27 protein-coding genes are annotated in these 26,184 nt (G+C 30.8%); 21 read left to right on the top strand and 6 right to left on the bottom strand.

Annotation, left to right across the window (positions count from 1 at the left end; translation table 11 throughout):
• The first annotated feature begins 5 nt into the window (after positions 1 to 5).
• The 17 genes from OD803_RS04090 to OD803_RS04010 all read left to right on the top strand — a co-directional run bounded on the left by OD803_RS04090 (position 6) and on the right by OD803_RS04010 (position 15,616).
• Positions 6 to 1,061, top strand: coding sequence for a hypothetical protein (locus tag OD803_RS04090; RefSeq protein ID WP_262732451.1), 1,056 nt, complete (start codon positions 6 to 8; stop codon positions 1,059 to 1,061).
• The gene (rfbB, locus tag OD803_RS04085) at positions 1,039 to 2,103 is read left to right on the top strand and encodes a dTDP-glucose 4,6-dehydratase (RefSeq protein ID WP_262732450.1); all 1,065 of its coding nucleotides are present in this window, start codon (positions 1,039 to 1,041) and stop codon (positions 2,101 to 2,103) included. The genes OD803_RS04090 and rfbB overlap by 23 nt, the downstream gene beginning before the upstream one ends.
• Positions 2,100 to 2,969, top strand: coding sequence for a glucose-1-phosphate thymidylyltransferase RfbA (rfbA, locus tag OD803_RS04080; protein ID WP_262732449.1), 870 nt, complete (start codon positions 2,100 to 2,102; stop codon positions 2,967 to 2,969). Before rfbB ends, rfbA begins: the two co-directional genes overlap by 4 nt.
• Positions 2,966 to 3,511: a dTDP-4-dehydrorhamnose 3,5-epimerase gene (gene rfbC / locus OD803_RS04075; RefSeq protein WP_262732448.1), complete on the top strand. Its 546-nt coding sequence runs from the start codon at positions 2,966 to 2,968 to the stop codon at positions 3,509 to 3,511. Before rfbA ends, rfbC begins: the two co-directional genes overlap by 4 nt.
• A complete protein-coding gene (gene rfbD / locus OD803_RS04070; RefSeq protein ID WP_262732447.1) occupies positions 3,508 to 4,365 on the top strand; it encodes a dTDP-4-dehydrorhamnose reductase in 858 nt (285 codons plus the stop codon). Before rfbC ends, rfbD begins: the two co-directional genes overlap by 4 nt.
• Complete coding sequence (cysQ, locus tag OD803_RS04065; protein ID WP_262732446.1) at positions 4,358 to 5,152, top strand: 3'(2'),5'-bisphosphate nucleotidase CysQ; 795 nt, start codon at positions 4,358 to 4,360, stop codon at positions 5,150 to 5,152. Before rfbD ends, cysQ begins: the two co-directional genes overlap by 8 nt.
• Positions 5,153 to 5,581, top strand: coding sequence for a DUF2061 domain-containing protein (locus tag OD803_RS04060; protein ID WP_262732445.1), 429 nt, complete (start codon positions 5,153 to 5,155; stop codon positions 5,579 to 5,581). It abuts the gene before it with no gap.
• Position 5,582: 1 nt separating this feature from the next.
• Positions 5,583 to 6,182, top strand: a complete 600-nt coding sequence (gene cysC, locus OD803_RS04055) for an adenylyl-sulfate kinase (RefSeq protein WP_262732444.1) — start codon at positions 5,583 to 5,585, stop codon at positions 6,180 to 6,182.
• The gene (cysD, locus tag OD803_RS04050; RefSeq protein WP_131506372.1) at positions 6,179 to 7,084 is read left to right on the top strand and encodes a sulfate adenylyltransferase subunit CysD; all 906 of its coding nucleotides are present in this window, start codon (positions 6,179 to 6,181) and stop codon (positions 7,082 to 7,084) included. The genes cysC and cysD overlap by 4 nt, the downstream gene beginning before the upstream one ends.
• A gap of 65 nt (positions 7,085 to 7,149) precedes the next feature.
• Entirely contained in the window at positions 7,150 to 8,403 is a 1,254-nt protein-coding gene (cysN, locus tag OD803_RS04045) for a sulfate adenylyltransferase subunit CysN (protein ID WP_262732443.1), read from the top strand.
• Between the two features lie 15 nt (positions 8,404 to 8,418).
• Positions 8,419 to 8,967: a hypothetical protein gene (locus OD803_RS04040; protein WP_262732442.1), complete on the top strand. Its 549-nt coding sequence runs from the start codon at positions 8,419 to 8,421 to the stop codon at positions 8,965 to 8,967.
• Positions 8,968 to 9,050: 83 nt separating this feature from the next.
• Entirely contained in the window at positions 9,051 to 10,370 is a 1,320-nt protein-coding gene (locus OD803_RS04035; protein WP_262732441.1) for a flippase, read from the top strand.
• Positions 10,370 to 11,239, top strand: coding sequence for a sulfotransferase family protein (locus OD803_RS04030; RefSeq protein WP_262732440.1), 870 nt, complete (start codon positions 10,370 to 10,372; stop codon positions 11,237 to 11,239). Before OD803_RS04035 ends, OD803_RS04030 begins: the two co-directional genes overlap by 1 nt.
• Positions 11,240 to 11,277: 38 nt before the next feature.
• Positions 11,278 to 12,510, top strand: a complete 1,233-nt coding sequence (locus tag OD803_RS04025; RefSeq protein WP_262732439.1) for an O-antigen ligase family protein — start codon at positions 11,278 to 11,280, stop codon at positions 12,508 to 12,510.
• Positions 12,507 to 13,610 (top strand): DUF1972 domain-containing protein, encoded by a 1,104-nt coding sequence (locus OD803_RS04020; RefSeq protein ID WP_262732438.1) that lies wholly within the window; start codon positions 12,507 to 12,509, stop codon positions 13,608 to 13,610. The genes OD803_RS04025 and OD803_RS04020 overlap by 4 nt, the downstream gene beginning before the upstream one ends.
• A 25-nt stretch (positions 13,611 to 13,635) precedes the next feature.
• Positions 13,636 to 14,820, top strand: coding sequence for an O-antigen ligase family protein (locus OD803_RS04015; RefSeq protein WP_262732437.1), 1,185 nt, complete (start codon positions 13,636 to 13,638; stop codon positions 14,818 to 14,820).
• Positions 14,789 to 15,616: a sulfotransferase domain-containing protein gene (locus OD803_RS04010; RefSeq protein ID WP_262732436.1), complete on the top strand. Its 828-nt coding sequence runs from the start codon at positions 14,789 to 14,791 to the stop codon at positions 15,614 to 15,616. The genes OD803_RS04015 and OD803_RS04010 overlap by 32 nt, the downstream gene beginning before the upstream one ends.
• Positions 15,617 to 15,632: 16 nt before the next feature.
• Here OD803_RS04010 and OD803_RS04005 read toward each other — a convergent pair whose 3' ends face one another.
• Genes OD803_RS04005 through OD803_RS03995 form a run of 3 tightly spaced genes read right to left on the bottom strand, consistent with a single transcriptional unit; the run spans position 15,633 to position 18,186 of the window.
• A complete protein-coding gene (locus OD803_RS04005) occupies positions 15,633 to 16,307 on the bottom strand; it encodes an acyltransferase (RefSeq protein WP_262732435.1) in 675 nt (224 codons plus the stop codon).
• Positions 16,276 to 17,091, bottom strand: coding sequence for a glycosyltransferase family 2 protein (locus OD803_RS04000; protein ID WP_262732434.1), 816 nt, complete (start codon positions 17,089 to 17,091; stop codon positions 16,276 to 16,278). Before OD803_RS04000 ends, OD803_RS04005 begins: the two co-directional genes overlap by 32 nt.
• A gap of 6 nt (positions 17,092 to 17,097) precedes the next feature.
• Positions 17,098 to 18,186, bottom strand: a complete 1,089-nt coding sequence (locus tag OD803_RS03995; RefSeq protein ID WP_262732433.1) for a glycosyltransferase family 4 protein — start codon at positions 18,184 to 18,186, stop codon at positions 17,098 to 17,100.
• Positions 18,187 to 18,281: 95 nt separating this feature from the next.
• On the opposite strand from OD803_RS03995, the gene OD803_RS03990 reads away from it, so the two are divergent.
• The 4 genes from OD803_RS03990 to OD803_RS03975 all read left to right on the top strand — a co-directional run bounded on the left by OD803_RS03990 (position 18,282) and on the right by OD803_RS03975 (position 22,571).
• The gene (locus OD803_RS03990) at positions 18,282 to 18,773 is read left to right on the top strand and encodes a hypothetical protein (protein ID WP_262732432.1); all 492 of its coding nucleotides are present in this window, start codon (positions 18,282 to 18,284) and stop codon (positions 18,771 to 18,773) included.
• Positions 18,774 to 18,907: 134 nt separating this feature from the next.
• Complete coding sequence (locus OD803_RS03985) at positions 18,908 to 20,218, top strand: UDP-glucose dehydrogenase family protein (protein ID WP_262732431.1); 1,311 nt, start codon at positions 18,908 to 18,910, stop codon at positions 20,216 to 20,218.
• Positions 20,219 to 20,221: 3 nt separating this feature from the next.
• Positions 20,222 to 21,208 carry a UDP-glucuronic acid decarboxylase family protein gene (locus OD803_RS03980; RefSeq protein ID WP_262732430.1) on the top strand — a complete coding sequence of 329 codons (987 nt, stop codon included), beginning with the start codon at positions 20,222 to 20,224 and terminating at the stop codon, positions 21,206 to 21,208.
• Position 21,209: 1 nt separating this feature from the next.
• Positions 21,210 to 22,571, top strand: a complete 1,362-nt coding sequence (locus tag OD803_RS03975; protein WP_262732429.1) for an undecaprenyl-phosphate glucose phosphotransferase — start codon at positions 21,210 to 21,212, stop codon at positions 22,569 to 22,571.
• On the opposite strand, the gene OD803_RS03970 is transcribed toward OD803_RS03975, so the two are convergent.
• Genes OD803_RS03970 through OD803_RS03960 form a run of 3 tightly spaced genes read right to left on the bottom strand, consistent with a single transcriptional unit; the run spans position 22,568 to position 26,138 of the window.
• A complete protein-coding gene (locus OD803_RS03970; RefSeq protein ID WP_262732428.1) occupies positions 22,568 to 23,728 on the bottom strand; it encodes a glycosyltransferase family 4 protein in 1,161 nt (386 codons plus the stop codon). The two genes, OD803_RS03975 and OD803_RS03970, sit on opposite strands and share 4 nt — an antisense overlap.
• A complete protein-coding gene (gene wecB, locus OD803_RS03965) occupies positions 23,728 to 24,822 on the bottom strand; it encodes a non-hydrolyzing UDP-N-acetylglucosamine 2-epimerase (RefSeq protein ID WP_262732427.1) in 1,095 nt (364 codons plus the stop codon). Before wecB ends, OD803_RS03970 begins: the two co-directional genes overlap by 1 nt.
• On the bottom strand, positions 24,819 to 26,138 hold the full coding sequence (locus tag OD803_RS03960) for a phenylacetate--CoA ligase family protein (RefSeq protein WP_262732426.1): 1,320 nt from the start codon (positions 26,136 to 26,138) through the stop codon (positions 24,819 to 24,821). The genes wecB and OD803_RS03960 overlap by 4 nt, the downstream gene beginning before the upstream one ends.
• Between the last annotated feature and the right edge of the window lie 46 nt (positions 26,139 to 26,184).

Genomic DNA, 26,184 nt, shown 5'->3' with positions numbered 1-26,184 from the left:
ATCAAATGAGTAAAAATTTACCAGAGCATACACCTTCTGAAGAAATAGATTTAATTCAAATCTTTAATATGATTGGAGGACTTTTTAGTAGGCTGTATAACTTTATAAAGTCAATTTTTAAGTCAATTTTTTCTATTTTTATTTACGCCCTTCGAGCTATAATAGTTAACTTTAAAATTATAGCAATTGTTGTAGTAATTTCAGGGGTTATTGGATTTGCATTAGAAAAAACAAGACCTGATGTTTATACGTCTCAGATGTTAGTTAAACCCTATTTTGACTCTAAATTTCAGTTAGTAACCAATATAAATTATTATAATGCACTTATTGGAGAGCGTGATCATAAGCAACTAACTGAAATATTTGGTATAAAAGGTGAAGATGCTGAAAAATTAATAAAATTTGAAATTCACCCAGGGCCTGAAAACGAAAACGACCAAATAAAACAATACGATACCTTTTTAAAAGGACTAGATAGTATTAGAGCTCAAGAAGTAGAGTTTGAGGAGTTTTTAGAGAATAGAAGTATTTATTCAGGAGATATATTTGAAATTAATGTTCAGTCATTTAAAAAGGATATTTTCAGGTCTTTAGAAGATGGACTAAACTCAACTTTTACCAACACATATTCAATCAAGAAGATGGAAAAAAGAGATTCTTTGATTGCTATTAAGAAGCAAAGAATTTTGTCATCTATTAGGGTTGTAGATTCATTAAAACAGGTATATGTGAATGTAATGGAAGAAGAGTCTAAGGCCAAAGATGGCTCTTATACTACTAGAGATGGATTGTCATTTATTCAAGAGAAAACAAACACAAGAGAATATGACCTTCTTCAAGAAGAAATAAAATTAAGAAGGGAATTAAGTGAATTAGAGTCACAAAAGGTTGAAGAGGATGTGTTTTTTGATACATTATCTAGTTTCCAAGATGTTGGAGCAAAATATACAACAATTTGGGAGAGATATTCTTTGATTTTTCCTCTATTGGCTTTTTTAGTAATGTGTATAATTTATCAATCTGTCAAAATCATTAAATATGTCAACTCTTATGAGGGATAAAAGTATATTAATTACAGGAGGAGCTGGTTTTATAGGCTCACATGTTGTTAGGTTGTTTGTAAACAAGTATCCTAATTACAATATTTTTAATTTAGATAGTTTAACCTACGCAGGTAATCTAGAGAATTTAAAGGACGTAGAGCATAAAGAGAATTATCACTTTATTAAGGCCGATATCAATGATGAAGAAACAATTGATAGTCTTTTTCAAGAACATCAATTTGATAGTGTTATACATTTAGCTGCGGAATCTCATGTAGATAGATCTATTAAAGATCCTTTAGCATTTGTGAAAACAAATATTATTGGCACCATCAATCTTTTAAATGCCTTTAAAAAGTTGTGGAATGATAATTTTGAAGGTAAAAGATTTTATCATGTAAGTACAGATGAGGTTTATGGAACTTTAGGAGAATCAGGGTTATTTACAGAAACAACATCTTATTCCCCAAACTCACCATATTCAGCATCTAAAGCAAGTTCAGACCATTTTGTTAGGGCGTATGGGGAAACTTATAATTTGCCTTATGTAATCACGAATTGTTCTAATAATTACGGACAAAATCAATTTCCAGAAAAGCTTATTCCTCTTTTTATAAATAATATAATTAATAACAAACCATTACCTGTTTATGGCGATGGTAATTACACAAGAGATTGGTTGTATGTTGTTGATCATGCTATAGCTATTGACTTAGTTTTTCATGAGGGAAAAAATGAGGAGACATATAACATTGGAGGCTTTAATGAGTGGAAGAACATAGACCTTGTAAAATTACTGTGTAAACAAATGGATGAAAAACTTGGGAGAGAAAAAGGCACTTCTGAGAAACTTATAACTTATGTAAAAGATAGACCAGGGCACGATTTAAGATACGCTATAGACGCTAATAAAATAAATAAAGAACTTGGTTGGAAACCATCCGTTACATTTGAACAAGGATTGTCAATTACAATCGACTGGTATTTAGGTAATCAAGAATGGTTAAACCGTGTTACGACTGGAGAATATCAATCATATTATAAAAAACAATATCAATGAAAGGAATTATACTAGCCGGAGGTTCTGGTACTAGATTACACCCTTTAACACTATCTGTAAGCAAACAATTAATGCCTGTATACGATAAGCCAATGATTTATTATCCATTGTCTACTTTAATGTACTCTGGCATTAATGAAATCTTGATAATTTCAACACCTAAGGATTTACCGCTTTTTAAAGATTTATTAGGTGACGGTAAAAAGTATGGCTGTACTTTTGAATATGCTGTGCAAGAGTCGCCAAATGGCCTTGCAGAAGCTTTTATTATTGGTGAAAAATTTATTGGCAATGACAAAGTTGCGTTAATTTTAGGTGATAATATATTCTATGGAACAGGTCTCTCAAAACTTCTACAGAGTAACAATAATCCTGATGGAGGTATTATTTACGCTTATAGGGTTCATGACCCAGAGCGTTATGGCGTTGTTGAATTTGATGAAAATGGACAAGCAATATCTATAGAGGAGAAACCAAAAAAACCGAAATCCAATTTTGCTGTTCCAGGAATTTATTTTTATGACAATGAAGTCGTAAATATTGCTAAAAACATTCAACCTAGTAGCCGTGGGGAACTAGAGATTACTGATGTTAATAAAGAATACCTTAAAAGAAATAAATTAAGTGTTAGTATTTTAGATAGAGGTACAGCGTGGTTAGACACAGGCACTTTTGAATCCTTAATGCAGGCATCGCAATTTGTTGAAGTAATAGAAAATAGACAGGGTTTAAAAATTGGCTCTATTGAAGCAGCAGCTTACGAAATGGGATATATTACAGAAGAAAAGTTTAAAGCTTTAGCGAAACCACTAATGAAGAGTGGTTACGGAAAAAATCTTTTAGGCTTAATAAAAAACAAAAAATGATAGCAACTGAAACAAAACTTAAAGATTGCTTTATTATTGAGCCCCGTGTTTTTCAAGACGATAGAGGATATTTTTTTGAAAGTTTTAATCAAGAAGCATTTAATAAGTTAATAGGAAAGTCTGTTAATTTTGTGCAAGACAACGAGTCTTTTTCGTCAAGAGGTGTAATAAGAGGGCTTCACTTTCAAAAAGGAGAGTTTGCTCAAGCTAAACTTGTTCGAGTTGTAAAAGGAGCTGTATTGGATGTTGCAGTAGACATAAGGAAAGAATCCCCAACATTTGGTCAACATATTTCAGTAGAACTTACAGAAAAAAACAAAAAGCAACTCTTTGTTCCAAGAGGCTTTGCCCATGGTTTTTCAGTGCTTAGTGAAACGGCAATCTTTTCATATAAATGCGACAACTTTTATAATAAAGAGTCTGAAGCTGGTATTCTATATAATGATCCCTCATTAAATATTGACTGGAAAATAAAACAAGAAGAAGCGCAATTGTCTGATAAGGACATAATTTTACCAACTATAGAAGCATATTTTAAATGATTCCTAAAATACTAGTTACTGGAAGTGGCGGACAATTGGGAAAGTGTATTAAAGACCTAGATGAAGGTTTGTTAAATATTCAATATGTAAATTCCTCGGAACTTGACATAACAAACAAGAGGCAAGTTGAATGTTTCTTCGAGAAAAACAAGTTTGATTGGTGTATTAACTGTGCGGCTTATACAGCAGTTGATAAAGCAGAATCCGATTACAAGACAGCTTTTAAGGTTAATGTTCAAGGAGCAAAAAACTTAGCAGAATCTTGTAAGGAATATAGAGTAAAATTGGTACATGTTTCAACTGATTTTGTTTTTGATGGAGCATCCAACAAGCCTTATAAAGAGGTTGATGACACAAACCCTATTGGAGCATATGGAGATACCAAATTAGGTGGAGAAAATGAAATTGCTAAAATTTTAAATGAATACTTTATAATAAGAACCTCTTGGTTATATTCAGAACACGGAAATAATTTTTTAAAAACAATGCTTAGGCTTTCTAGAGATAGAGATCAACTAGGTGTTGTAGGCGACCAAATAGGCACACCAACCTATGCTAAAGATTTAGCTAAAGCAATTTTACACATTATTGAAAATGATCTTTCCGATTATGGGATTTACCACTATAGTAATAATGGGGTTGCTAGTTGGTACGATTTTGCAAAAGCCATTTTTGATATTACTAACTCAAGCATTCAGTTAAATAATATTACTACTGCTCAATTCCCTACACCGGCAAAACGACCTCACTTTAGTGTTTTAGATAAAACAAAAACAGAAATAACATTTAAACTAGAAATACCTTATTGGAGAGATAGTTTAATAGCTGCAATACAAAATATAAAAAATGAATAAACAGTTACAAACAGCTATCAAAGCATCATTAGAAGCAGGAAAAGTAATTATGCAAGTATATGATACAGCTTTTGATGTAGAAATAAAAGACGACAAATCACCTTTAACAGAGGCAGACAAAAAAGCTAATGATGTCATTAATTCGTACCTGATTCCTACGGAAATTCCAATAATTTCAGAAGAAAATAAGCAAACAGATTATACTGTTAGAAAAACTTGGGAAACGTGCTGGGTTGTAGATCCAGTAGATGGTACTAAAGAGTTTATAAAACGTAACGGAGAATTTACGGTAAACATCGCATTAGTAACCAACGGAAAACCTGTTTTAGGAGTTATTTATGTACCAGCAGTAAAAACCATCTATTTCGCTAATGTAGAAAACAACGAAGCATTTAAGGTAGATTTAGAGTCTCATGATGTTGCTGTTGAAACGATATTAGAATTAGCCAAACCATTACAACCAAAGAATAATAATTCAAATAAAGTTGAGGTGGTTGGTAGTCGTTCGCACATGAACCAAGATACGTTGGATTTTGTAGAAAGCTTGAAAGCAGATGGCAAAGAGGTTGAGATTGTTTCAAAAGGAAGCTCGTTAAAATTTTGTTTGGTAGCCGAAGGAAATGCTGATGTATATCCACGATATGCACCAACAATGGAGTGGGACACTGCTGCAGGTCAAGCCATTTGTAACGCTGTTGGTTTGCAAGTTATTTCAAAAGAAACAAATAAACCATTAGCATACAATAAAGAAAACCTATTAAACAGCTACTTTTTAGTCAGTAAGTAAATGGCAGACGTTTCTTACAAAAGACATATTGCCAAAACCATTACATGGAGAGTTGTTGGAACAATAGACACAATAATTCTCTCTTGGATAGTTACTGGAGACCCTTTGGCAGGTCTTAAAATAGGATTTGCTGAAGTCACAACAAAATCAGTATTATACTACTTACACGAACGTGTTTGGTACAAAATTAATTTATCGAAGGATGGTGTTCTTCTTGAAAGTAGAAAACGACATATTGCCAAAACCATTACGTGGAGGTTTATAGGAACAATAGATACTATGACGTTAGCTTGGATTATTTCGGGTAATCCACTTGCTGCTTTACAAATAGGCTTCGCTGAAGTGATTACTAAAATGATATTGTATTATTTACATGAGCGTGTTTGGTATAAAATAAACTTTGGTTTAAGTAAAAGAAAAAAAGAATAAGATGAAAGAGAACATTATTCCGCACGATTATCAAATATCTATTGAAGATAGACGAAAACAGAATGGACATAATTCTTTTTTATTATGGTTTACAGGATTATCAGGATCAGGTAAGTCTACCATCGCTAATGTGGTTGAACAAAAATTGCATCAGAACGGTATTAAAACCTTTACGCTAGATGGTGACAACATCAGAAAAGGAATTAATAAAGACTTAACCTTTGCTCCAGAAGATAGAACTGAAAATATCCGTAGAATTGCAGAAGTGGCCAATTTAATGGTTGATGCTGGTTTAGTGACACTTGCAGCTTTTGTGTCGCCTTACAAAAAAGACCGAGAGAACATTAGAAGTATCGTTAAAGATGTTAACTTTGTCGAAATATTTGTTAATACCAGCGTTGAAGAATGTGAAAGACGCGACGTAAAAGGGCTTTATAAAAAAGCTCGAGCTGGAGAAATAAAAAACATGACAGGAATTTCAGCACCTTATGAAGCGCCAGAAAACCCTGATATTGAAATAAAAACAGAAAACGAATCAGTTGAAGCAGCTGCGCAACGAATCGTAGATTACATAACACCAAAATTGTCAAAGCAACAATGAGTAAGTATTATTTAAATTATTTAGATGAATTAGAGAGTGAAGCAATTTTTGTTTTACGTGAAGTTTGGGCACAATTTGAAAACCCAGTAATTTTATTTTCAGGAGGAAAAGATTCTATCTTGGTAACGCATTTAGCAAAAAAAGCATTTTATCCTGCTAAAATACCATTTCCATTAATGCATGTTGACACGGGTCACAATTTCCCAGAAACCATTCAGTTTAGAGATGACATTATTAAAGAATTAGGCGCGCAACTTATTGTTGGTTCTGTACAAGAGTCTATAGACGAAGGTCGTGTTGCTGAAGAAAAAGGGAAAAACGCTACGCGTAACGCACTTCAAATTACAACACTTCTTGATGCTATTGAGGCAAATAAGATTGATTGTGCTATTGGTGGTGGACGTCGTGACGAAGAAAAAGCAAGAGCAAAAGAGCGTTTCTTCTCTCATAGAGATGATTTTGGACAATGGGATCCTAAAAACCAACGACCAGAACTGTGGAATATCTTCAACGGAAAGCATTTTGAAGGAGAGCACTTTAGAGCATTCCCTATAAGTAACTGGACAGAAATGGATGTTTGGAACTACATAAAACGCGAGAATATTGCTATTCCATCATTATACTTTGCACATGAACGCGAAGTCGTTTGGAGACAAGACTCTTGGATTCCAAATTCTGAATTTTTAGTACTAGAAGACCATGAAGAGGTGGTGACTAAAAAGATACGTTTTAGAACATTGGGTGATATTACTATTACTGGTGGTGTAGAATCTGATGCTGATACATTAGAGAAAATTGCTGCTGAAGTTGCTGGTATGAGAAATACCGAGCGTGGAAACAGAAGTGACGATAAGCGATCAGAATCTGCTATGGAAGACCGTAAGCGTCAAGGATACTTTTAATCAAAATTAAATAAAAAATTAACTGTCATGCCAAATTATATTTGGCATCTCATATAAAGAATAACATGTTAGACAACAATCAATTATTACGTTTTACAACTGCAGGAAGTGTAGATGATGGAAAAAGTACATTAATAGGGCGTTTGCTATACGATTCTAAATCTATTTTTGAAGACCAACTAGAAGCTATTGAAAATACAAGTAAGAAAAAAGGTCATGAAGGTGTAGATTTAGCACTATTTACAGACGGTTTAAGAGACGAAAGAGAGCAAGGTATTACCATTGATGTTGCATACAGATATTTTACAACACCAAAGCGTAAATTTATAATTGCTGATACACCAGGACATATTCAATATACACGTAATATGGTTACTGGAGCATCAACAGCTAACGTAGCAACTATTCTAATTGATGCAAGACATGGTGTAATCGAGCAAACTAAACGTCATGCATTTATAGCGTCGTTATTGCAAATACCACACATTATTGTTTGTGTAAACAAAATGGATTTGGTTGATTTTTCTGAAGACGTATTTAATAATATTGTTTCAGAATTTGAAGAAGTGTCTTCAAAAATGCTTGTTAAAGACGTTCGTTTTATACCAATGTCAGCGCTTTTAGGAGATAATGTGGTAAACAAATCAGAAAATATGCCTTGGTATCAAGGAGCACCAATGCTGCATACTTTAGAAACTATGCATATTAGTAGTGATATTAATAAAGTAGATGCGCGTTTTCCTGTACAAACTGTAATAAGACCACAACGTGAAGGTTTTATAGATTATAGAGGTTATGCAGGTCGTGTAGCAAGTGGCATTTTAAGAAAAGGTGATGAGGTTACTGTGATGCCTTCAGGCTTTACTTCAAAAATAAAAAGTATCAACCTTCATGATAAAGAATTAGAAGAAGCTTATGCACCAATGTCAGTTTCTATAACTTTAGAAGACGATATAGACATTAGTCGTGGTGATATGATTGTGCGTTCTAACAATAAACCAGAGCCTTCTCAAGACATTGAGGTGATGTTATGTTGGTTAAATAATAGTCCTGCTAAACCTAGAGCAAAATATACTATTAAGCATACTTCTAACGATCAAAAAGCGATGATTAAAGAAGTGGTTTACAAATACGATATCAATACTTTAGAGCGTAATAGTGAAGATAGTGATTTAGCAATGAATGATATTGCTAAAGTTAAAATACGCACTACAAAGCCATTAATGATTGATGCTTACAGAGAAAACAGAACTACTGGAAGTATTATTTTAGTAGATGATGCAACAAATGAGACCGTTGCTGCAGGGATGATTGTTTAATCTAATAAATGAATTATGAATAAAAGAATATTTACTATTGTAACAGCTCTATTTTTAGTCATCTTTTCTTGTAAAGAAAAGAAAGAGTCGAAGAAAGAAGATGTAGGTTCTTCTCAAGAGATTACAAAAGAAAAAGACAGACCTTTTTTTTCTTTTAAGTTAGATGCTGAAATTAAAAGTGATGACAAAATAGTTTTTTACTACTTAACTCCTGAAACCCAACAAATATCTAAAAAGCAGTCGTTAGAAAAAGAAGTTTTAGGCTCAAATGGTAATCAATCAATAAATTTCAATTTACCAGAAGAAATCCTTCCAACGAGAATTTTAGTGAAGTTTGGAGAGAATGGAGATCAAGTCTTAAAAATAAACAAAGTATCTTTAAGCTATGGGAATAATAAAATAGATGTACCTGATAGTTTGTTCTACCAGTTTTTTACACATAATAAGGCAGCATTGTATAACAAAGAGAATAACTCTATTAAAGCAATTAAAAACGAAAAACAGAAACCAATGTTTTTTTCAAGAAAGGCTTTAGAGAATAAAATTGATCTTAATTTTTTCTAAAAGAAGATACTTTACAGTTAAACCTTTAAAGAAATATGTTCTTTTAGTTAGCTGTATTTTTTTAGAGTTAACTGATAGTTACTATGATAACTAAAATAAAAAACAAAGCTAATAAGCTTCTTGCAATATTTGATTTAGAAAAGCTTTTTGTCAATTCTGGAAATGTATTTTTAAGAAGAGTTTTAGGTTTAGTTTTAAGTTTTTTATGGATAATGCTAACCACAAATCTATTTGGAGCTGAAGTCTTCGGGTTGGTATCTTTAGGGCAAATGTTTATTAGTTTTGGGGCAATGTTTTTTGGTTTAGGGTTGGACACAGCAATTGTTAAGTTAGGGTCAACCCATGATCACTATTTTAAAGGGGTACTTCAGTCTAACTTTTTAAAGAAGTCTATTATCTTAACTTTTGTAGCATCATTAATCTTTGGTGTTTTACTTTATTTTTTTAAAGATTTAATTGCCATAAAAGTATTTAACAATCAAAAATTTTCAAACTATCTACTCTTTATAAGTGTTTTCTTTTTTATGTTTGTTTTACATAAAACAACAGCTAGTTTTTTGACAGTACAAGAAAAGTTCACAAAATTTGGAAACTACTATTTCTTTTTTCCAAACTTGTTAATTTTAATTTGTGTATTAATTGCATACCAATTTAAACTTCCTGGTTATTATATAATATTAGGGTTTTTACTCTCTTATGGTATATTTGGGTTAATTCTACTTTTTTCTTTTTTTAATATACCATTAAATATAAAAAAGAATATTAGTTATAAGTCAATTCTAAATTTATCTATGCCAATGATGATAAGTGCTTCTTTTTTGTTTATTTCAAATTGGACCGACACTTTTATGTTAGGCGCTATGGTAAGTAAGAGTGAGTTAGGGGTTTATAATGTTGCTTTTAAACTAGCGTCTTTAGCTCTTGTAATAATTGCTTCAGTTAACACTGTTCTTGCGCCAAAAATAGCTAAATTATTTACAGATAATAATATAGAAGGAATTAAAAGAGAAGTTCAAAAAGCAACAAAATTAATTACATGGGTCGCGTTTCCATTAGTAATGATATTAATTTTGTTTAGAACAAAAATCTTACTACTTTTTGGAGATGAGTTTGTAATAGGAAGTCAAACATTATTTATCATTTCACTGGGAATGCTTTTTAATGCAATGTCAGGAAGTGTTGGTCAAGTGTTGAATATGACAAATAATCAAAAACAGTTTAGAAACTTTACATTAATTAGTGCATTTATAAATGTTTTATTAAATTTTTATTTAATAAAAAGCTTAGGTATTAAAGGCGCTGCGATAGCTAGTTTAATATCTAATGTTTTATTAAACACTTTATGTATTATTTATATTAAAAAAACACTAGGTTTTTTTAGTTTTTTTAAATTTAAATACTAATGAATAAAATTGATTTTTTCTGTATAGGTACGCAAAAAGGAGGGACAACAACGCTTCATGATATATTAAGCCAGCATCCAGACTTATGTTTACCAAGTAAAAAAGAAACTCATTTTTTTTCAAATGAAAGTCTTTATGCTAAAGGTAAAGACTATTATATTAATAACTATTTTAAAGAAAGAGACGAATCAAAGTTCATTGGAGAGGTTGACCCAGAGTATTCTTACTTCAAAGACTCTGCTAAGCGTATATATGAGACTTTTGGTCAGACTAAAATTCTATTTATAATTAGAAACCCTATAGATAGAGCATACTCTCATTATCTTATGACTAAAAGAAGAGGATTAGAAAGCTTAACTTTTGAAAAAGCCTTAAGTTTAGAAAAAGATCGTATAAAAACCGATTCAGATGCGATGCATTATAGTTATCTTTCTAGGGGTTATTATTTAAATCAAATATTAGCTTTTGAAAAATATTTCGGTATTGATAATATTAAAATAGTACTTTTTGAAGACTTTATCAAGAATACAGAGAAAAGTATTAACGAGATTTCTGACTTTATAGGGCTTCCAGAGTATTCTTATGATACTAGTAGAATAAGTAACCCTGCATCATCTCCTAGATTTAAAAAAATACAAAAGTTTATATATAAAGATAATGTCCTCAAGAAATTAATAGGAAAGTTTATAAAATCTAGAGATTTTAAAAGAAAAATTATGCAATCTTTAGAGTCACTTAACCTAAAAGAGGGAAAAAAAGATAGATTATCTTTAGAAAGTAAGAAAGAATTTTTTTCAAAGTACTATATTGAAGAAGTTGAAATGCTAGAAAAAAAGCTTGAATTAAACTTATCAATTTGGAAAGAATAACGAGTATTAAAATATCAAAAGATAAACTTTTAGCAGTAATGTTTTTTTTATTACTGTATTTTTTTAATTCAAAAACAGGAGTTGAATTAAAATTTATAGTCTTATTTTTTTTTAGCGCCTACTTTTTTTTAAAAAGATTTAAGGTATATACTGACTTTTTAAATATGATATTACCACTGATAGCTATTTTTATTATAGCTTTATTTAGCTCAGTGTTTTACAATCCTCAATTTTATGATATTATAAAAGACACCTTATATTTAACAAAGCCAATAATAGCTATTTGTTTTGGGTGTTATTTTGTGCAAATGTTCAATAATAAAAGATTTATTTTAAAAGCCTTAGTGCTTATTTGTTTTATTACATCCATTATTCATATCTTAACTATCATAATATTTTTAAAAGGAGAATGGGATACAGCTTTAATTAGATATATTGGAGGGAAGGGTAGTGATTTTGAGGCTTTTATTTTTAGTGTTTTTGTAGTTTTTCTGAGAAAGAAAGAGTTTGATTTGTTTTCTAAAAGATTTAAAAGGTGGTTTATTGTTGTTGTTTTTATTTCAATCACACTATACTTATCTCGAACTACATTTATTGCTTTGGCTATCTTTTTAATATCTTTTTATGGATTTACTCAAATAAATAAAAAACAAGTCATTTACTTAATCGGAGTGTTTGCATTTTTTGTGACATTTATGGTGTCCCTACAGTTTATGGATATTGATCGACAAGCAACAGGAATCGAATCTTTTTTTTATAAACTACAAATGGCTCCTTCAGAGATTTTTGATTCTGAAATAGATACTTCTGACCACAGCCAGCTTTGGGATGGTTGGAGGGCTTACGAAGCCAAAAAAGCATTTGATACGATGGGCAACGAAGGTAGCCTGTTACCTTACATTTCCGGAATGGGTCTAGGAGGATTAGTAGATTTAGGGTTTGAAGCTCCATTAGGAGAATCGGATTTACAATTTATTCCTCATATCCATAATGGCTATGTATATGTGATTTTTAAATCAGGTGTATTAGGTCTTTTATTTTTGTTGTTCTGGTTACATTCATTATATGCAGGTATTTATAAAAGCACACCTGCTTATGAGAGTATAATGTTTAATAGGATAATTTCAGGATTGGGTATGTATCTTACTTTTTCTACGTTAGTAATAACAGGAATTTATAATATGGGTTATACCTTAGCCATTTTATTAGGTTTAATGCTTGGGTTAAAGATTAAAAAGGAAAGTTTACTTTTAAAGAATAAGCATATATGAAAATAGGGATTTTAGGGACAAGAGGGATACCTAATCATCATGGTGGCTTTGAACAGTTTGCTGAGTTTTTTGCTGTTCATGCTCAAACAGAAGGCCATGATGTATTTGTATATAACTCTCATAACCATCCGTATCAAGAAAAAAAATATAAGGACGTTACCTTAATTCATTGTTATGATCCAGAAAACAAAATAGGAACAGTAGGACAGTTTATTTATGACTTAAACTGCATAAAAGATGCAAGAAAAAGAAACTTTGACATTATATTGCAATTAGGGTATACGAGTAGTTCGGTTTGGGGAAGGTTTCTTCCTAAAAAAGCAACAATAGTTACAAATATGGATGGTTTGGAATGGAAAAGAAGCAAATATTCTAAAAAAGTTCAAAAGTTTTTAATGTATGCTGAAAAATGGGCTATTAAAACAAGTGACTATTTAATTTCAGACTCAATAGGAATTCAAGATTATATAAAGACAAAGTATGATGTAACATCTAAATTTATAGCCTACGGTTCTAGTATCTTTTCGCCTTCAAATGAAAAAATTATTGCTAATTATGATTTGATTCCTAATGAATATTTTGTGTTAATAGCAAGAATGGAACCTGAAAACAATATAGAAATGATATTGGATGGTTTTGTGAAAAGCAATTCTAAAAAAACCTTTTGTGTAGTAGGTAATGCCGAAACAACTATTTTTGGAAGATATTTAAAAGAGAAGTTTTCTAAAAACAAAAACATTCGTTTTATAGGAGCTGTATATGATTTAAATTTTTTAAATCATTTAAGGTGTTACTGTCAGTTGTATTTTCATGGCCATTCAGTTGGAGGGACAAACCCATCTTTATTAGAGGCTATGGGTTCTAGAGCTTTAATTGCTGCACATAAAAATGTATTCAACAAAGCTATTTTAGAAGAAGACGCATTCTATTTTAAATCTGTAGATGAGGTATCAAATTTAATGACATCAATTAACAAACAAGATAATCTAATTAAAATAGAGAACAATATTTCTAAAATTAGAGAAAAATATAATTGGCCAATAATAAATGAGCAGTATTTAGACTATTTAATTCAGTGTCGTAATGATCAACATAACTAAATCTTGGGATTCAGGGTTTTTTGGAGTGAGTTTGTTATTGCTTGTTTCTATTCCATTTGGGTATTTTTTTAGTAGCCTAACTTTTGTTATTTGGGCCATATATTCTTTTGTTTGGATTATAAAAGAAAAAAAGTTTAAGCTTAATAAGCTAGCTTTACCTTTGTTGTTTTTTTCTGTTCTCTTTTTTATCTCTTTGTTGTGGTCTCAAGATTTGAGCTCAACATTGCATGGAATTGGCAGGCAACTTCCTTTATTTGTGTTTGCCCTTGTTGGTGTTTTTTTACCTGAGATATCAGAACAAAAATTTCGATTAATGCTTAAAAAATATGCTGTTTTATTATGTGTTTTAGGAGTTATACTGTTCTTAATGGCCATACTAAAGTACCAAAAATACCAATATAGAAATTTCCTGTTTTATCATGATTTGGTATCTCCTTTAAATTTAAACGCCATCTATGTTTCATATATTATTTCTTCAATTTTTTTGTTTAAATTAAATACATTAAGAAAAGGCATTAAAGATCTTACTATCGTATCTTTTTTATTTATTTTCTTGGTTTTTTTAAGTTCAAAAACGATACTTTTCACTACTATTTTGACCAGTTTGGGAATTATTTTTTTTAGAATAAAAAGTAAGTTTTTAAAAGCTTTGAGTTTCTTGGTGGTAGTGCTTTTAACTTTAAGCGCTCTTGTTTTTGTTAAGCCACTTCAAAATAGATTTACGAGTGAGTTTGATACTTCGTATATCGAGATTTTCAAAAATGAATCATTTAAAAAAGGACGAGTATATACAGGGCTTGAAGCTAGGCTCCTTCAAATTAGAGTGTTCAAAGAAATTGTTAATAAGCCTTTTGAATATGTATTTGGTGTTGGTCTTGATGCTTCAGAAAAAGAGATAGAAGTAATACATAAACGCCTAAATACACCTGAAGTTTTTCAATCTTATAATTTCCACAATCAATATATACAGGTTTTAACAGAATTAGGCTTAATAGGGTTTATTTTGTTTGTATTAGTTTTGATAATTTTAGTAAAAAAAAGCGCATACTTTAATTTTGTTTTTCCGTTTACCGTTATTACTATAGCTTTGTTTTTTACAGAGTCTGTATTATGGAGGCAAAGAGGAATTATGTTTTTTGGATTAATGTATATTTTAATAATGTCAATAAATAATTGTAATGAAGGCAAACAACAAATATCAAAAATATAAATATTATATTTTAAAGAAAAAGGAAATCTTTTTACATGGATTACAAAAATCTCAAAAATTAGGAAGAGAAATTGGACCTAAAGTTGTATTAAATTCATTACCTAAGTCAGGAACACACCTTCTAGAGAGTTTGTTTTTCCAATTACCATTAATGAGGCATTGTGGAAAAAGAACACTTAAAATAGAAACACAAAATCCAATAGAGTCTAAACTACCAACTATATCATCATTAAAAAAAGGACAATTTTTGCTGTCTCATATGCAATATCATGATTCTATATTAAAAACAGCAAACAACAATGATGTAAAAATAATTCACCTTGTACGAGACCCAAGAGATGTACTTTTATCTCATTTGAACTACATAGAAAAAATGGATACGACACAAAAGTCTCACAAATTTATTAAGCAATATGATACCAGGTTAGATAAGCTAAAAGCAATGATTGAAGGAAATAAAGACGTATTAGAACCTTTTCCTGAAGTGTTAAATAAGTTTCAAACTTGGAAGGATCAACAAGAAGTTTTGTGTGTAAAATTCGAGCATCTTATTGGACCTAATGGAGGTGGGGACAAACAAAAACAAATAGAGGCTGTAAATAAAATATCTCAATTCATTTCAGTTAAAATTGAAGATAAAGAACTAAATAACATTTGTGACAATATTTTCTCTTCAAAAAGCTCGACGTTTAACAAAGGAAAAATAGGAAATTGGAAAAATGTTTTGAATGATGAAGAAAAAGAGTGGCTTAATACTTCTATTAAGGCTCAAATAAAGAATTATGGCTACGACTAGATAGGCTAAACACATATTATATTGATTTCAAAACTTTAGCAGGAACTCCACCAATAACTACATTTTTTGGGAAAGAGCCTCTTACAACAGAGCCTGCAGCAACAACACAATTGTCGCCAATCTCACAACCATCTAAAAAAGTAGACTTTGCTCCTACCCAAATGTTATTACCAAGTACAATCCCTTCAGAAGTTACACCTTGTTCTCGAATAAGTTTAGAATTATCTGAAAAGTTGTGATTTTCTGAGTGAAAACTTACATAAGGACCCATAATAACATCGTTTCCAATTACAACACCTCCTGAACAACCAAAAAAAGAATATTCACCCACACCACTATTGTTACCTATCTTCAAGCCTAAACCATATTTGGACATATGGCTAGTAACACCTATTGTAGAGTAAGCTCCTATTTTAACTGTATCTCCGAAAACAACACTATTTTTAGCATAGCAATCAATTGAAACATATTTCTCTAGTGTACAATTTGCCCCAAATTTAAAGTTGCTTTTATTTTTTATTTTTACAGCTTTACCAATAAAAATCTTATGTTGAAAAAAGTAAAGACCTCTTACAAGCATTATAAAACGTGATTTAAACACTTGTAGAATAAATTTATCTGATAGATTAGGATCTGGTGTATAATTTTTACCGTTTTTCTCAAGAATTTTTTTTAAAAGACCTTTTAGCATCTTTGAACTTAAAATTAATAATTAATGCTAATTTAGATAAAATTTTACTTATTCCATTTATATGTATATCCACATAAAGGTTTAAGCTTTTTTTTAGCATATGTTGCCTACTGTCCCCATATCCACCATAGTGAATATAACCACTTATAGGAATGTATTTTAATAAATAACCTAGATTATTTACTCTTTTACAATAGTCAATATCCTCAGCGTACATAAAGAACCTTTCGTCTAGCCCTTTTAATTTCTTCCAAATATCTATTTTAGTTAATAAAAAAGAACCTTCAATCCAATCGATTGTTTTTGGTGTTTTAGTTTTAAAACGCCCAGTTTTAAAACTCCCTCTTTTTTCAAACAAAAGAGACAACTTTAATAATCTTATTGGGTTAGGATACCTTCCTGCAGAATACCTATATTCTTTTTCACTGCCTAACATTTTCATTCCCACGACCCCAACATTGCTTTCTTTTTCCATCAATTTTATTGCAATCTTAGGAGACTTTAGTAAAATAGTATCATTGTTTAACAATAGTAAATATTTTCCTTTAGCGTATTTTGCAGCAGCATTATTTCCTCCCGCAAACCCTAAATTATCTTTTGAAGCAATAAGCTTTATTTTATCAATGTAATTGTCTTGTAAAAATTCAATAGAATTATCTTTAGAGTCATTATCCCAAATTATAATTTCATAGGAAAAACCTTGGCATTGTTTTTCAATAGACTCTAAACAGTCAGATAAATATTTTTCTCCGTTATAATTAACAATGATAATTGATAAATCCATAAAGAATTAAATAGATTTTAAAATAGTTAAAACTTCTTTAGCTGCTTTTTCCCAACTAAATGACTTTATTCGCGACTTTCCTTTTAAAATTAAAGATTCTCTAAAAGACTCATCTGATAGCACTTTATTTATTTGTTTAGCAATTTCTTCTTCATTATCAGGATTTACATAAAGACTAGCATTACCACAAACTTCAGGTAAAGATGTTGTGTTGGAAACAACAGTAGGAGTTCCATAATACATAGCTTCTAAAGGCGGCAATCCAAAACCTTCAGCAAAAGAAGGGAAGCAGAAAACACTAGCGTTTTTATACAAAAAAGAAATGTCTTCTTCAGGAACAAAACCTAACCTATAAACACGGTTTGTTATATTTAATTTTTTTATAAGCGAATCCCAATCAATTGTTTTATGGTCATCTTTACCAACAATTACCAAAGCAGTATTATCATCTATGTTGGGCATAGCTTTTAAAAGAGATTGTATGTTTTTACGAACATTTAATCTTCCGAGATATAAAATATAGCTTTTAGGAAGTTTATACTTTTTAAATACATCAACGTCTTTAGATAATGAGCTATTTTCTTTTGATAAACCTAAACCATGGTGGACAACACTTATTTTTTCTTTTTTTGAAAACCCATGAGTTGCCATCCTTTCTTTTTCAGAATTAGAAATGGTTATTATATGATCTGAAAGCCGAGATAGATATTTCATTGGCCAAAAATAAACCCTTTCAAAAAAAGTAAAATATTCTGGGAAATCCATGAATAAGGCATCATGAACATAGTTAACTCTTTTTTTTGCCCCAAACAAAGGAGCATAATTTTGATAAAAGCACACATCTAGTTTATACTTATTAGTATAAAATGGAAGGATAAAAAAATTTGTAAATGCATTAATTATATTAGGTACATAAACTAGATGTACATTGCTTTGTCTGAAAGGAAATATAAGGTTTTTGTCTTTTTTGTCTAAAAAAAGATAATAATCGTTAGAGGGTTCAATCTCAACAATCTTATTTACAAGGTTTTCTACAACAACCTTTCCGCTTGGGTGTCCATTAAAATACCACTTGGCATCTATTCCAATTTTCATTGATTTCAATCAAATTAATTTGATTGCTAAAGTAATAAGATTAATTTTAGTACTACATTATTAGTATATTTAATTCATATATTTGAGCATTTTTTATGAAGCATATATTTAAAGTTTACTTTTTGTTATTTATAATTTCTCTTAGTACAACCTCTTGTTTTGACTGTTGTAATGGAGAGGATTTTAAGTTTAGAATTAGATTAGAGGTTTTAATGCAGCAAAAAAAAACAATAGAATTATTTTTTACAGATAAAAATAACAAAACACAAAGGGCAAAAGCCATAACTGATGGGAATTTTGTTGAGTTTTGCTTAAACGCAGAACCTATAGACATTCAATTCACTTTTAAAGGAAATTTAAAAAAAGAAAAACTATTCATAAAAAGTCTCCTTTTGGAGAATAAGGACAACCAAATGTTTATTGAAAAAAACATGATTCATTCATATTTTATCCCAAATAAAGGAATGAGATATAACAACGAGGAATACTCCTACAGTTTCCTTGAGGGTACACCTATTCAATTAAAACCAACACTAAGCTCAAGAAAAAGCTTAATTTCTAGACTAAAAAAAAGATTGGCACTATAAGTTTTTAAAATTGTTTACTTTACAAATAGCTTCTTTTTAACTTAACGTATTATCCAAACTTAAAATTAATATAAATCGTAAAAAGAACATTCTACTTAAATAATTTCTATTTTTGCTAATAGTAAATTAATTAAATGAAAATATCAGTAATAGGAACAGGATACGTCGGCTTAGTTACAGGAACATGTTTAGCAGAAACAGGTAACGAAGTTCTTTGTATAGACATAAATGAAGAAAAAGTAAAACAAATGCAAGAAGGTATAGTTCCAATCTATGAACCGCATTTGGACGTGCTTTTTGAACGAAATATAAAAGCCCAAAGACTCAAGTTTTCAACTTCACTAGAAGAAGGTATTGAACATGGAGATATTATCTTTTTAGCATTACCAACCCCTGAAGATGAAGACGGTTCTGCAGATCTTTCATATGTATTAGGTGCAGCAAAAGATATAGGAAAACTTATAAAAGAGTACAAAGTTATAGTAGATAAAAGTACAGTACCTGTTGGTACAGCTGATAAGGTGACTGAGGTTATCGCAAAAGAAACTAACGTTGACTTTGATGTAGTATCAAACCCAGAGTTTTTAAGAGAAGGTTTTGCAGTTGATGACTTTTTAAAACCTGAGCGTATTGTAATTGGGTCAAGCTCAGAAAGAGCAACAGCTTTAATGCAAAAGCTCTATAAACCTTTTGTAAGATCTGGCAACCCTATTATAGTAATGGACGAAAAGTCTGCTGAGCTTACCAAATATGCTGCTAACTCATTCTTGGCTACTAAAATTACTTTTATGAACGAAATTGCCAATTTCTGTGAGAAAGTTGGTGCAGATGTTGATATGGTAAGACGTGGTATGGGAACCGACTCTAGAATTGGTAAGCGATTCCTTTTTCCAGGAATAGGTTATGGTGGCTCTTGTTTTCCAAAAGACGTAAAGGCACTTCACAAGTCTGGTAAAGACAGTGATTATACGTTTGATATCCTTAATTCGGTTATTAGTGTTAACAATACCCAAAAAACAATCTTAATACCTAAGATTGAATCATATTATAATAATGATATAAACGGTAAAACTTTTGCTGTTTGGGGATTAGCATTTAAGCCAGAAACCGATGATATTAGAGAAGCACCTTCTATTTACATGATGGAAAAACTTCTTGCTGGAGGAGCAAAGCTTAATGTTTTTGACCCAGAAGCGATGCCTAATATTAAAAGAAAGTTTGGAGACACTTTAAATTATGCAAATAATATGTATGATGCAACAAAAGATGTAGATGCATTGATTATCTGTACAGAATGGAGTATATTTAGAACACCAGATTTTAATAAGCTTAAAAAAAACATGAATAGCCCTGTTATATTTGATGGTAGAAATCTATATGATATTCAGGAAATGAAAGGAGAAGGGTTTTACTATAACTCAATTGGTAGAGTCACTGTTAAATAATTTATGAAAAGAATATTAATAACAGGAGCTGCGGGATTTCTTGGTTCGCATCTCTGTGATAAATTTATAAACGAAGGATTTCACGTTATAGGAATTGATAATCTTATAACAGGAGACTTAAAAAATATAGAGCATTTGTTTCCTCTAGAACATTTTGAGTTTTACCATCATGATGTTTCTAAGTTTGTACATGTGTCAGGTGAGTTAGATTATATTCTTCATTTTGCATCACCAGCAAGCCCAATAGATTATTTAAAAATTCCAATACAAACTCTAAAAGTTGGTTCTTTAGGAACACATAACCTTCTTGGATTAGCTAAAGCTAAAAACGCAAGAATATTAATTGCATCAACTTCTGAAGTCTATGGAGACCCATTGGTACATCCACAATCTGAAGGTTATTACGGTAACGTTAACACGATAGGTCCAAGAGGCGTTTATGATGAAGCAAAACGCTTTCAAGAATCTATAACAATGGCATATCATAGATTTCACGGTTTAGAAACACGCATTGTGAGGATATTTAATACCTATGGACCGCGAATGCGATTAAATGACGGAAGGGTAATACCTGCATTTATAGGACAAGCGTTAAGAGGTGAAGACTTAACGGTTTTTGGAGATGGCTCTCAAACACGTTCGTTTTGTTATGTATCCGACCAAATAGAAGGAATTTACAAGCTATTGTTTAGCGACTATGTGTATCCAGTAAATATTGGTAATCCTAATGAAATTTCAATTAAAGATTTTGCCGAGGAGATAATAAAACTCACAGGAACAAATCAAAAAATAGTTTATAAACCATTACCTCAAGATGATCCACTACAAAGACAACCTAATATAGATTTAGCCCAAAAAATATTAGATTGGGAACCAAAAGTTGGCAGAAATGAAGGTATGAAGCTAACATTTAATTATTTTAAAGGTCTTACAGAAGAAGAGCTGTATAAAAGTGAGCACAAAGATTTTTCTAAACACATAAAGCGATAATTTGAGTACGTTTAAGCAAGGTAGATATTCAGGGTATTTAAGACCAATTTCTTACTTAATTGATTTAAGTATAATTAATGGGTTGGCGATATCATATTTTTTTAAAGGAGTCATTGATTCTCAAGATTTTGCTTTAACAATTTCTCTTGCTTGGGTAATTTTATCAGTTTCATCAAAATTTTATGATGTTTATAGATACACCAGAGAGGTTACAATGCTGTCAATGATAATTAGGCAATCAATACTTTTCTTACTTATTGTCTTTGCTTATTTTGGTTATAATAATCACTTGGGAATTAAACCTTCTATTGTAATCAAATATACTTTGTCGGTATTTTTTCTAATAACACTTTTTAAATTTACTATATATTATTTACTTCAAAAGTATCGTACTGCTTTTGGCGGTAATTATAGAAAAACAGTGATTTTTGGGGTTAATAAAAAGACTTTAGCTCTTGAAAATTTTTTCAATAAAAACCCTGAGTATGGTTACATTCATAAAAAGACATTTTCTTTTAAAGATAAAAAAGAAGTTAATCTTGAAAACTATTTTGAATTCATTCTTCAAGAAGGTGTAGATGAGATTTACTGCTCAATTTCTGAGTTAAGTAATAACCAAATAGGAGAAGTAATTGACTTTGCTGACAATAACCTTAAAATACTTAAGTTTTTACCAGACAATAAAGAGATTTACGCTAAAAAACTTAAATATGAATATTATGATTATATACCAATTCTTTCGTTAAGAAATATTCCTTTAGAAGAATCAATAAATATGGTTGTAAAACGTATTTTTGATATTGTTTTTTCAGGTTTGGTTATAATATTTATTTTATCATGGTTAACACCAATAATAGCATTACTTATCAAGCTAGAGTCTAAAGGTCCTGTTTTTTTCAAACAATCAAGAAATGGGTTTAACTATACAGAATTTGATTGCTATAAGTTTAGGTCTATGATGCCAAATAAAGATGCCCATTTACAACAGGCAACAAAGAATGATATGAGGGTGACTAAGGTAGGTCGCTTTATTCGAAAGACAAGTATTGATGAGTTGCCTCAGTTTTTTAATGTGTTATTTGGAGATATGTCAGTAGTTGGACCACGACCTCACATGGTTAGTCATACAAACATGTATGCTAAAAAGGTCGACAAATTTATGGTGCGTCATTTTGTTAAGCCAGGTATTACAGGTTTAGCACAAATAAGTGGATTTAGAGGAGAAGTAGAAACAGATAAAGACATCATTGGGCGAGTTAAATATGATATTTTCTATATTGAAAACTGGTCTATTTTCTTAGACCTTAAAATTATTTTCAAAACCTTTATGAATGCAGTTCAAGGTGAAGAAAAAGCCTATTAAACTATAGTTATTAATTCATTTAATTGCTTATTAAAATTAAAATGCTGTAATGCTGTTTTTTGGATTATTGTTTTAGAAGCGATTGTCAAATCTTCTTTTTTAATCTTGTTTAGAACAGAGTTTAAATCTTTATAATTACTAGATTCTGCTACCCAACCCAAGTTATAGTTTCTTATAACAGTTTCGCCTTCACCACCACCAAAATAAACCATAGGAAGCCCTAAGCGAGCATATTCAAATATTTTGGAAGGCACTGACCCATAAATCCTATTAAGTAAAGGAATAATGGTTAAATCGTATTTTAAAAGCTCTTTATGAAGCAACTCTCTCGATATTTCTCCATGATAGATTATTGGCAAGTGAGGTTTTTTTGAAATAAAAGTTTTAATCTTTTCTTTTTCAGCTCCTGCACCATAAATATGAAACTCAATATTGCTATAATCTAGATGTTCACATAATTTATAAATACCTTGGGCTATCCCAAGCAAACCAGCATAAACCACTTTTATTTTTTCATTAGAAACAGCCTCTTCAATTGTTGGAGGATTAAAATCAGGAAAGTTTCTATAAAGGAAAACATTTTTACTAGGACATAAAGACGTAACATGCTTTAAAATCTCATTGCTTTGGCCTAAAACTAAATCGGCTTTCTTATAGTTGAAATGCTCAATTCGTTCCAAAATTCTATAACTAAAATTCTTTTTAAAAGCACCTAACTCCAAGCCTGCAATAGGCCATAAATCGCTTACGTTTAATATGAGTTTTCTCTTTTTTCGACGCAAAAACAACATACATGTAAACGCAACAAGTAAAGGAGGAGACTGTACAATAACTTTGTTTGGGATTTTATTGCTTATAAAAAACAAGATTAAGCTAAAGCTATACGATAGCATTGCAAATAAACGTAGAATCTTGTTTTTAGAGTTGCTTGCATAAATCCATAAACGATAAATTTTGATATTGTTTTCGGTTGAAGTCTGCCTGAATTTACCTTTATACGCGTCAAAAATTTTTCCTTTAGGATAATTAGGTAAAGGTGTGATTACCGAAACATTAAAATGATGCTGTTCTAAGCCATTTGCCAAATGAAAAATCCTATTAGAAGCAGCTCCTGTCTCAGGTGGAAAATAACTTGTTATGATAAGAATATCTGACACTATAAATTATAAATTTCAATGATATGATTTGCAATTCGCTGTGCTGCATTCCCATCCCAAAGTTCAGGAATTTGCCCTTGTTTCCAGTTGTTAGACAATAAGGATTTAAACGCAGTTTCAATTTTTTTAGAGTCACTACCAACCAACACATTAGTTCCAATATCACAGGTTTCAGGTCGCTCAGTGTTTTCGCGAAGCGTAATACAAGGGATATTCATAACTGTAGTTTCTTCGGTTATTCCTCCAGAATCTGTTAATACTCCCAAAGCATGTTTCACTAAGTAATTAAATTCCAAATACCCTAAAGGACTTATATAGTGCAAGTTTTCAAAGTTTAAATTGAGACCTTCCAATAGCTTTTTTGTTCTTGGATGAACAGGAAATACAATTGGATAGTCTTTTCCTAGAGTTACAATTTGGGTAATGATTGATTTTAATTGTTGCTCTTCATCAACATTACTTGGTCTATGTAGCGTTATCACAAGGTATTGTTGGTTTTTTAAACCTAGTTCGTTCCAAATTTTGGGTTGTTTTAAGCGTGATTCGTTTTTTCTAAGCGTATCAATCATCACATTGCCTACAAAATAAATCTGCTCATTTTTTACACCTAAGTTTTTAAGATTGTCATTAGCTATTGTTGAGGTAGTGAAAAAATAATCGGTTAAACTATCAGTTACTATTCTATTTATTTCTTCAGGCATTGCCATATCACCCGATCGAATTCCAGCTTCAACATGCGCAACATCAATGCCAGCTTTTTTGGCAACAATAGTACAAGCCATTGTTGAGGTAACATCACCAACAACTATTACGAGGTCACAAGGGTGTTGTGCTAGTTCTTTTTCAAAACCAATCATTATTCCTGCAGTTTGTTCAGCCTGTGAGCCACTTTTCACCTCAAGATTAACATCAGGAAAAGGGATGTTTAATTCTTCAAAAAACGTATCGCTTAAATTTTTATCGTAATGTTGACCTGTATGCACTAAACGAAAGTTTATATTAAAACCTTTGTTTTTATTTTTTTTGATAGCCTCAATTATTGGTGCTATTTTCATAAAATTTGGACGTGCTCCAGCAACTATGGTAATGTTCATGTGTTATGTTTTACAAATGACGAAAACTGTTTCAATTTACCACTTTTTGTGCGGTTTAAAACATCCTGTCGTTCAAAAATAATATGAAGCCCTTTTTCAAGATAAGTCTCTATTTCTGCTTTAATTATCGCTTCTTTTTTAGCCGATAAAATCGTTTTACTTACGTAAATAACTTTAAAAGTATCATGCTGTAATTGCTCAATAATAAACTCTTTTACATTGCCATCATCTTCAATAATACTTTTGGTGATGTAGTAAAAAGTTAATCCAGCAGCTTTTTTACCACTTGGTAAAATCGCAATGTCATTGGTTCTTCCAATAAGTTGTTTTAAAATAGGTGTTTTAGCTGTGCTTTCTTTTGAAAGGATGCCAATATCTCCAATATCATAGCGAATAAAAGGATGTGCTTTGTTGTATAACGAGGTAATGACTATTCTGCCTTCATTTCCGTTTGGTAATATGTTGTTTTCTTCATCTAAAATTTCAACAAACAAGGTTTCGCTATTAACCTGCCATTGGTTGTTTTTATTTTCAAAAGCAATTAAATCTAATTCAGAAGCGCCATATTCGTTAATTACAGGAACACCAAACTGTGTTTCCATAAGTGTTTTGTCATCTTCAAAAAGCATTTCAGAAGTTACAACGCAAGCCTTTAAACTTGGACAAACTGTAGTTAAAACCAATTGTTTTCGCTCTAAAAACTTTGCAAACTGAACAATTGAACTCGTGTAACCATTAATGTAATCAAAAGAAGATGTTTTAAATTTTTTAAGGCAGTTTTCAAAAGCATCATCACTTAAATCAAAAACCGAAAACCGATAACGATGCCCTAACCAGTCTTTAAATCGTTCTTTATAATACCCTTTTTTATCTAATGGAATACCATAAAAACGCGCTTGCTTGGACTTGTTGAAGTCTAAACCAAACCATCCAAATCGATTTTGAATAACAGCCCATGTTAATGCATGTGAGAATTTATCTTTAGCAAACACAAAAGGGTCTCCAGAAGAACCAGAAGTTTTATTAATGTATACATTACCTTTACTAAAACCGTTTGAGAGTCTTTGCTCCAAGGGTTGCTGCAAATCACTTTTAGTCATTACAGGGATTGAATTCCAGTCTTCAACGGTAATGTTTTTAGATAAATTCTTGTAAAAGGGATTATGCTTTAAATGATAGCTAACAATGTTTTGTTTTTCTTGTTCAATGTAAGCCTTAAATTCGTTATCATTTTGTTGTTGAACAGCTTTTAAAACAGCTCTTGCCTTTTTAATAGGAAAACCGTTGAGTTGTAATGAAAGGTCAAATAAATTCAAACGAAAAGCATATTAGATGTTTTCTGTAAAATAATTATTTTTTGAG

Origin of the sequence: Gaetbulibacter sp. NE (genome assembly GCF_025548475.1) — a bacterium.
GTDB lineage: Bacteria > Bacteroidota > Bacteroidia > Flavobacteriales > Flavobacteriaceae > Gaetbulibacter_B > Gaetbulibacter_B jejuensis.
This window is presented reverse-complemented; position numbering and strand designations above follow the sequence as displayed.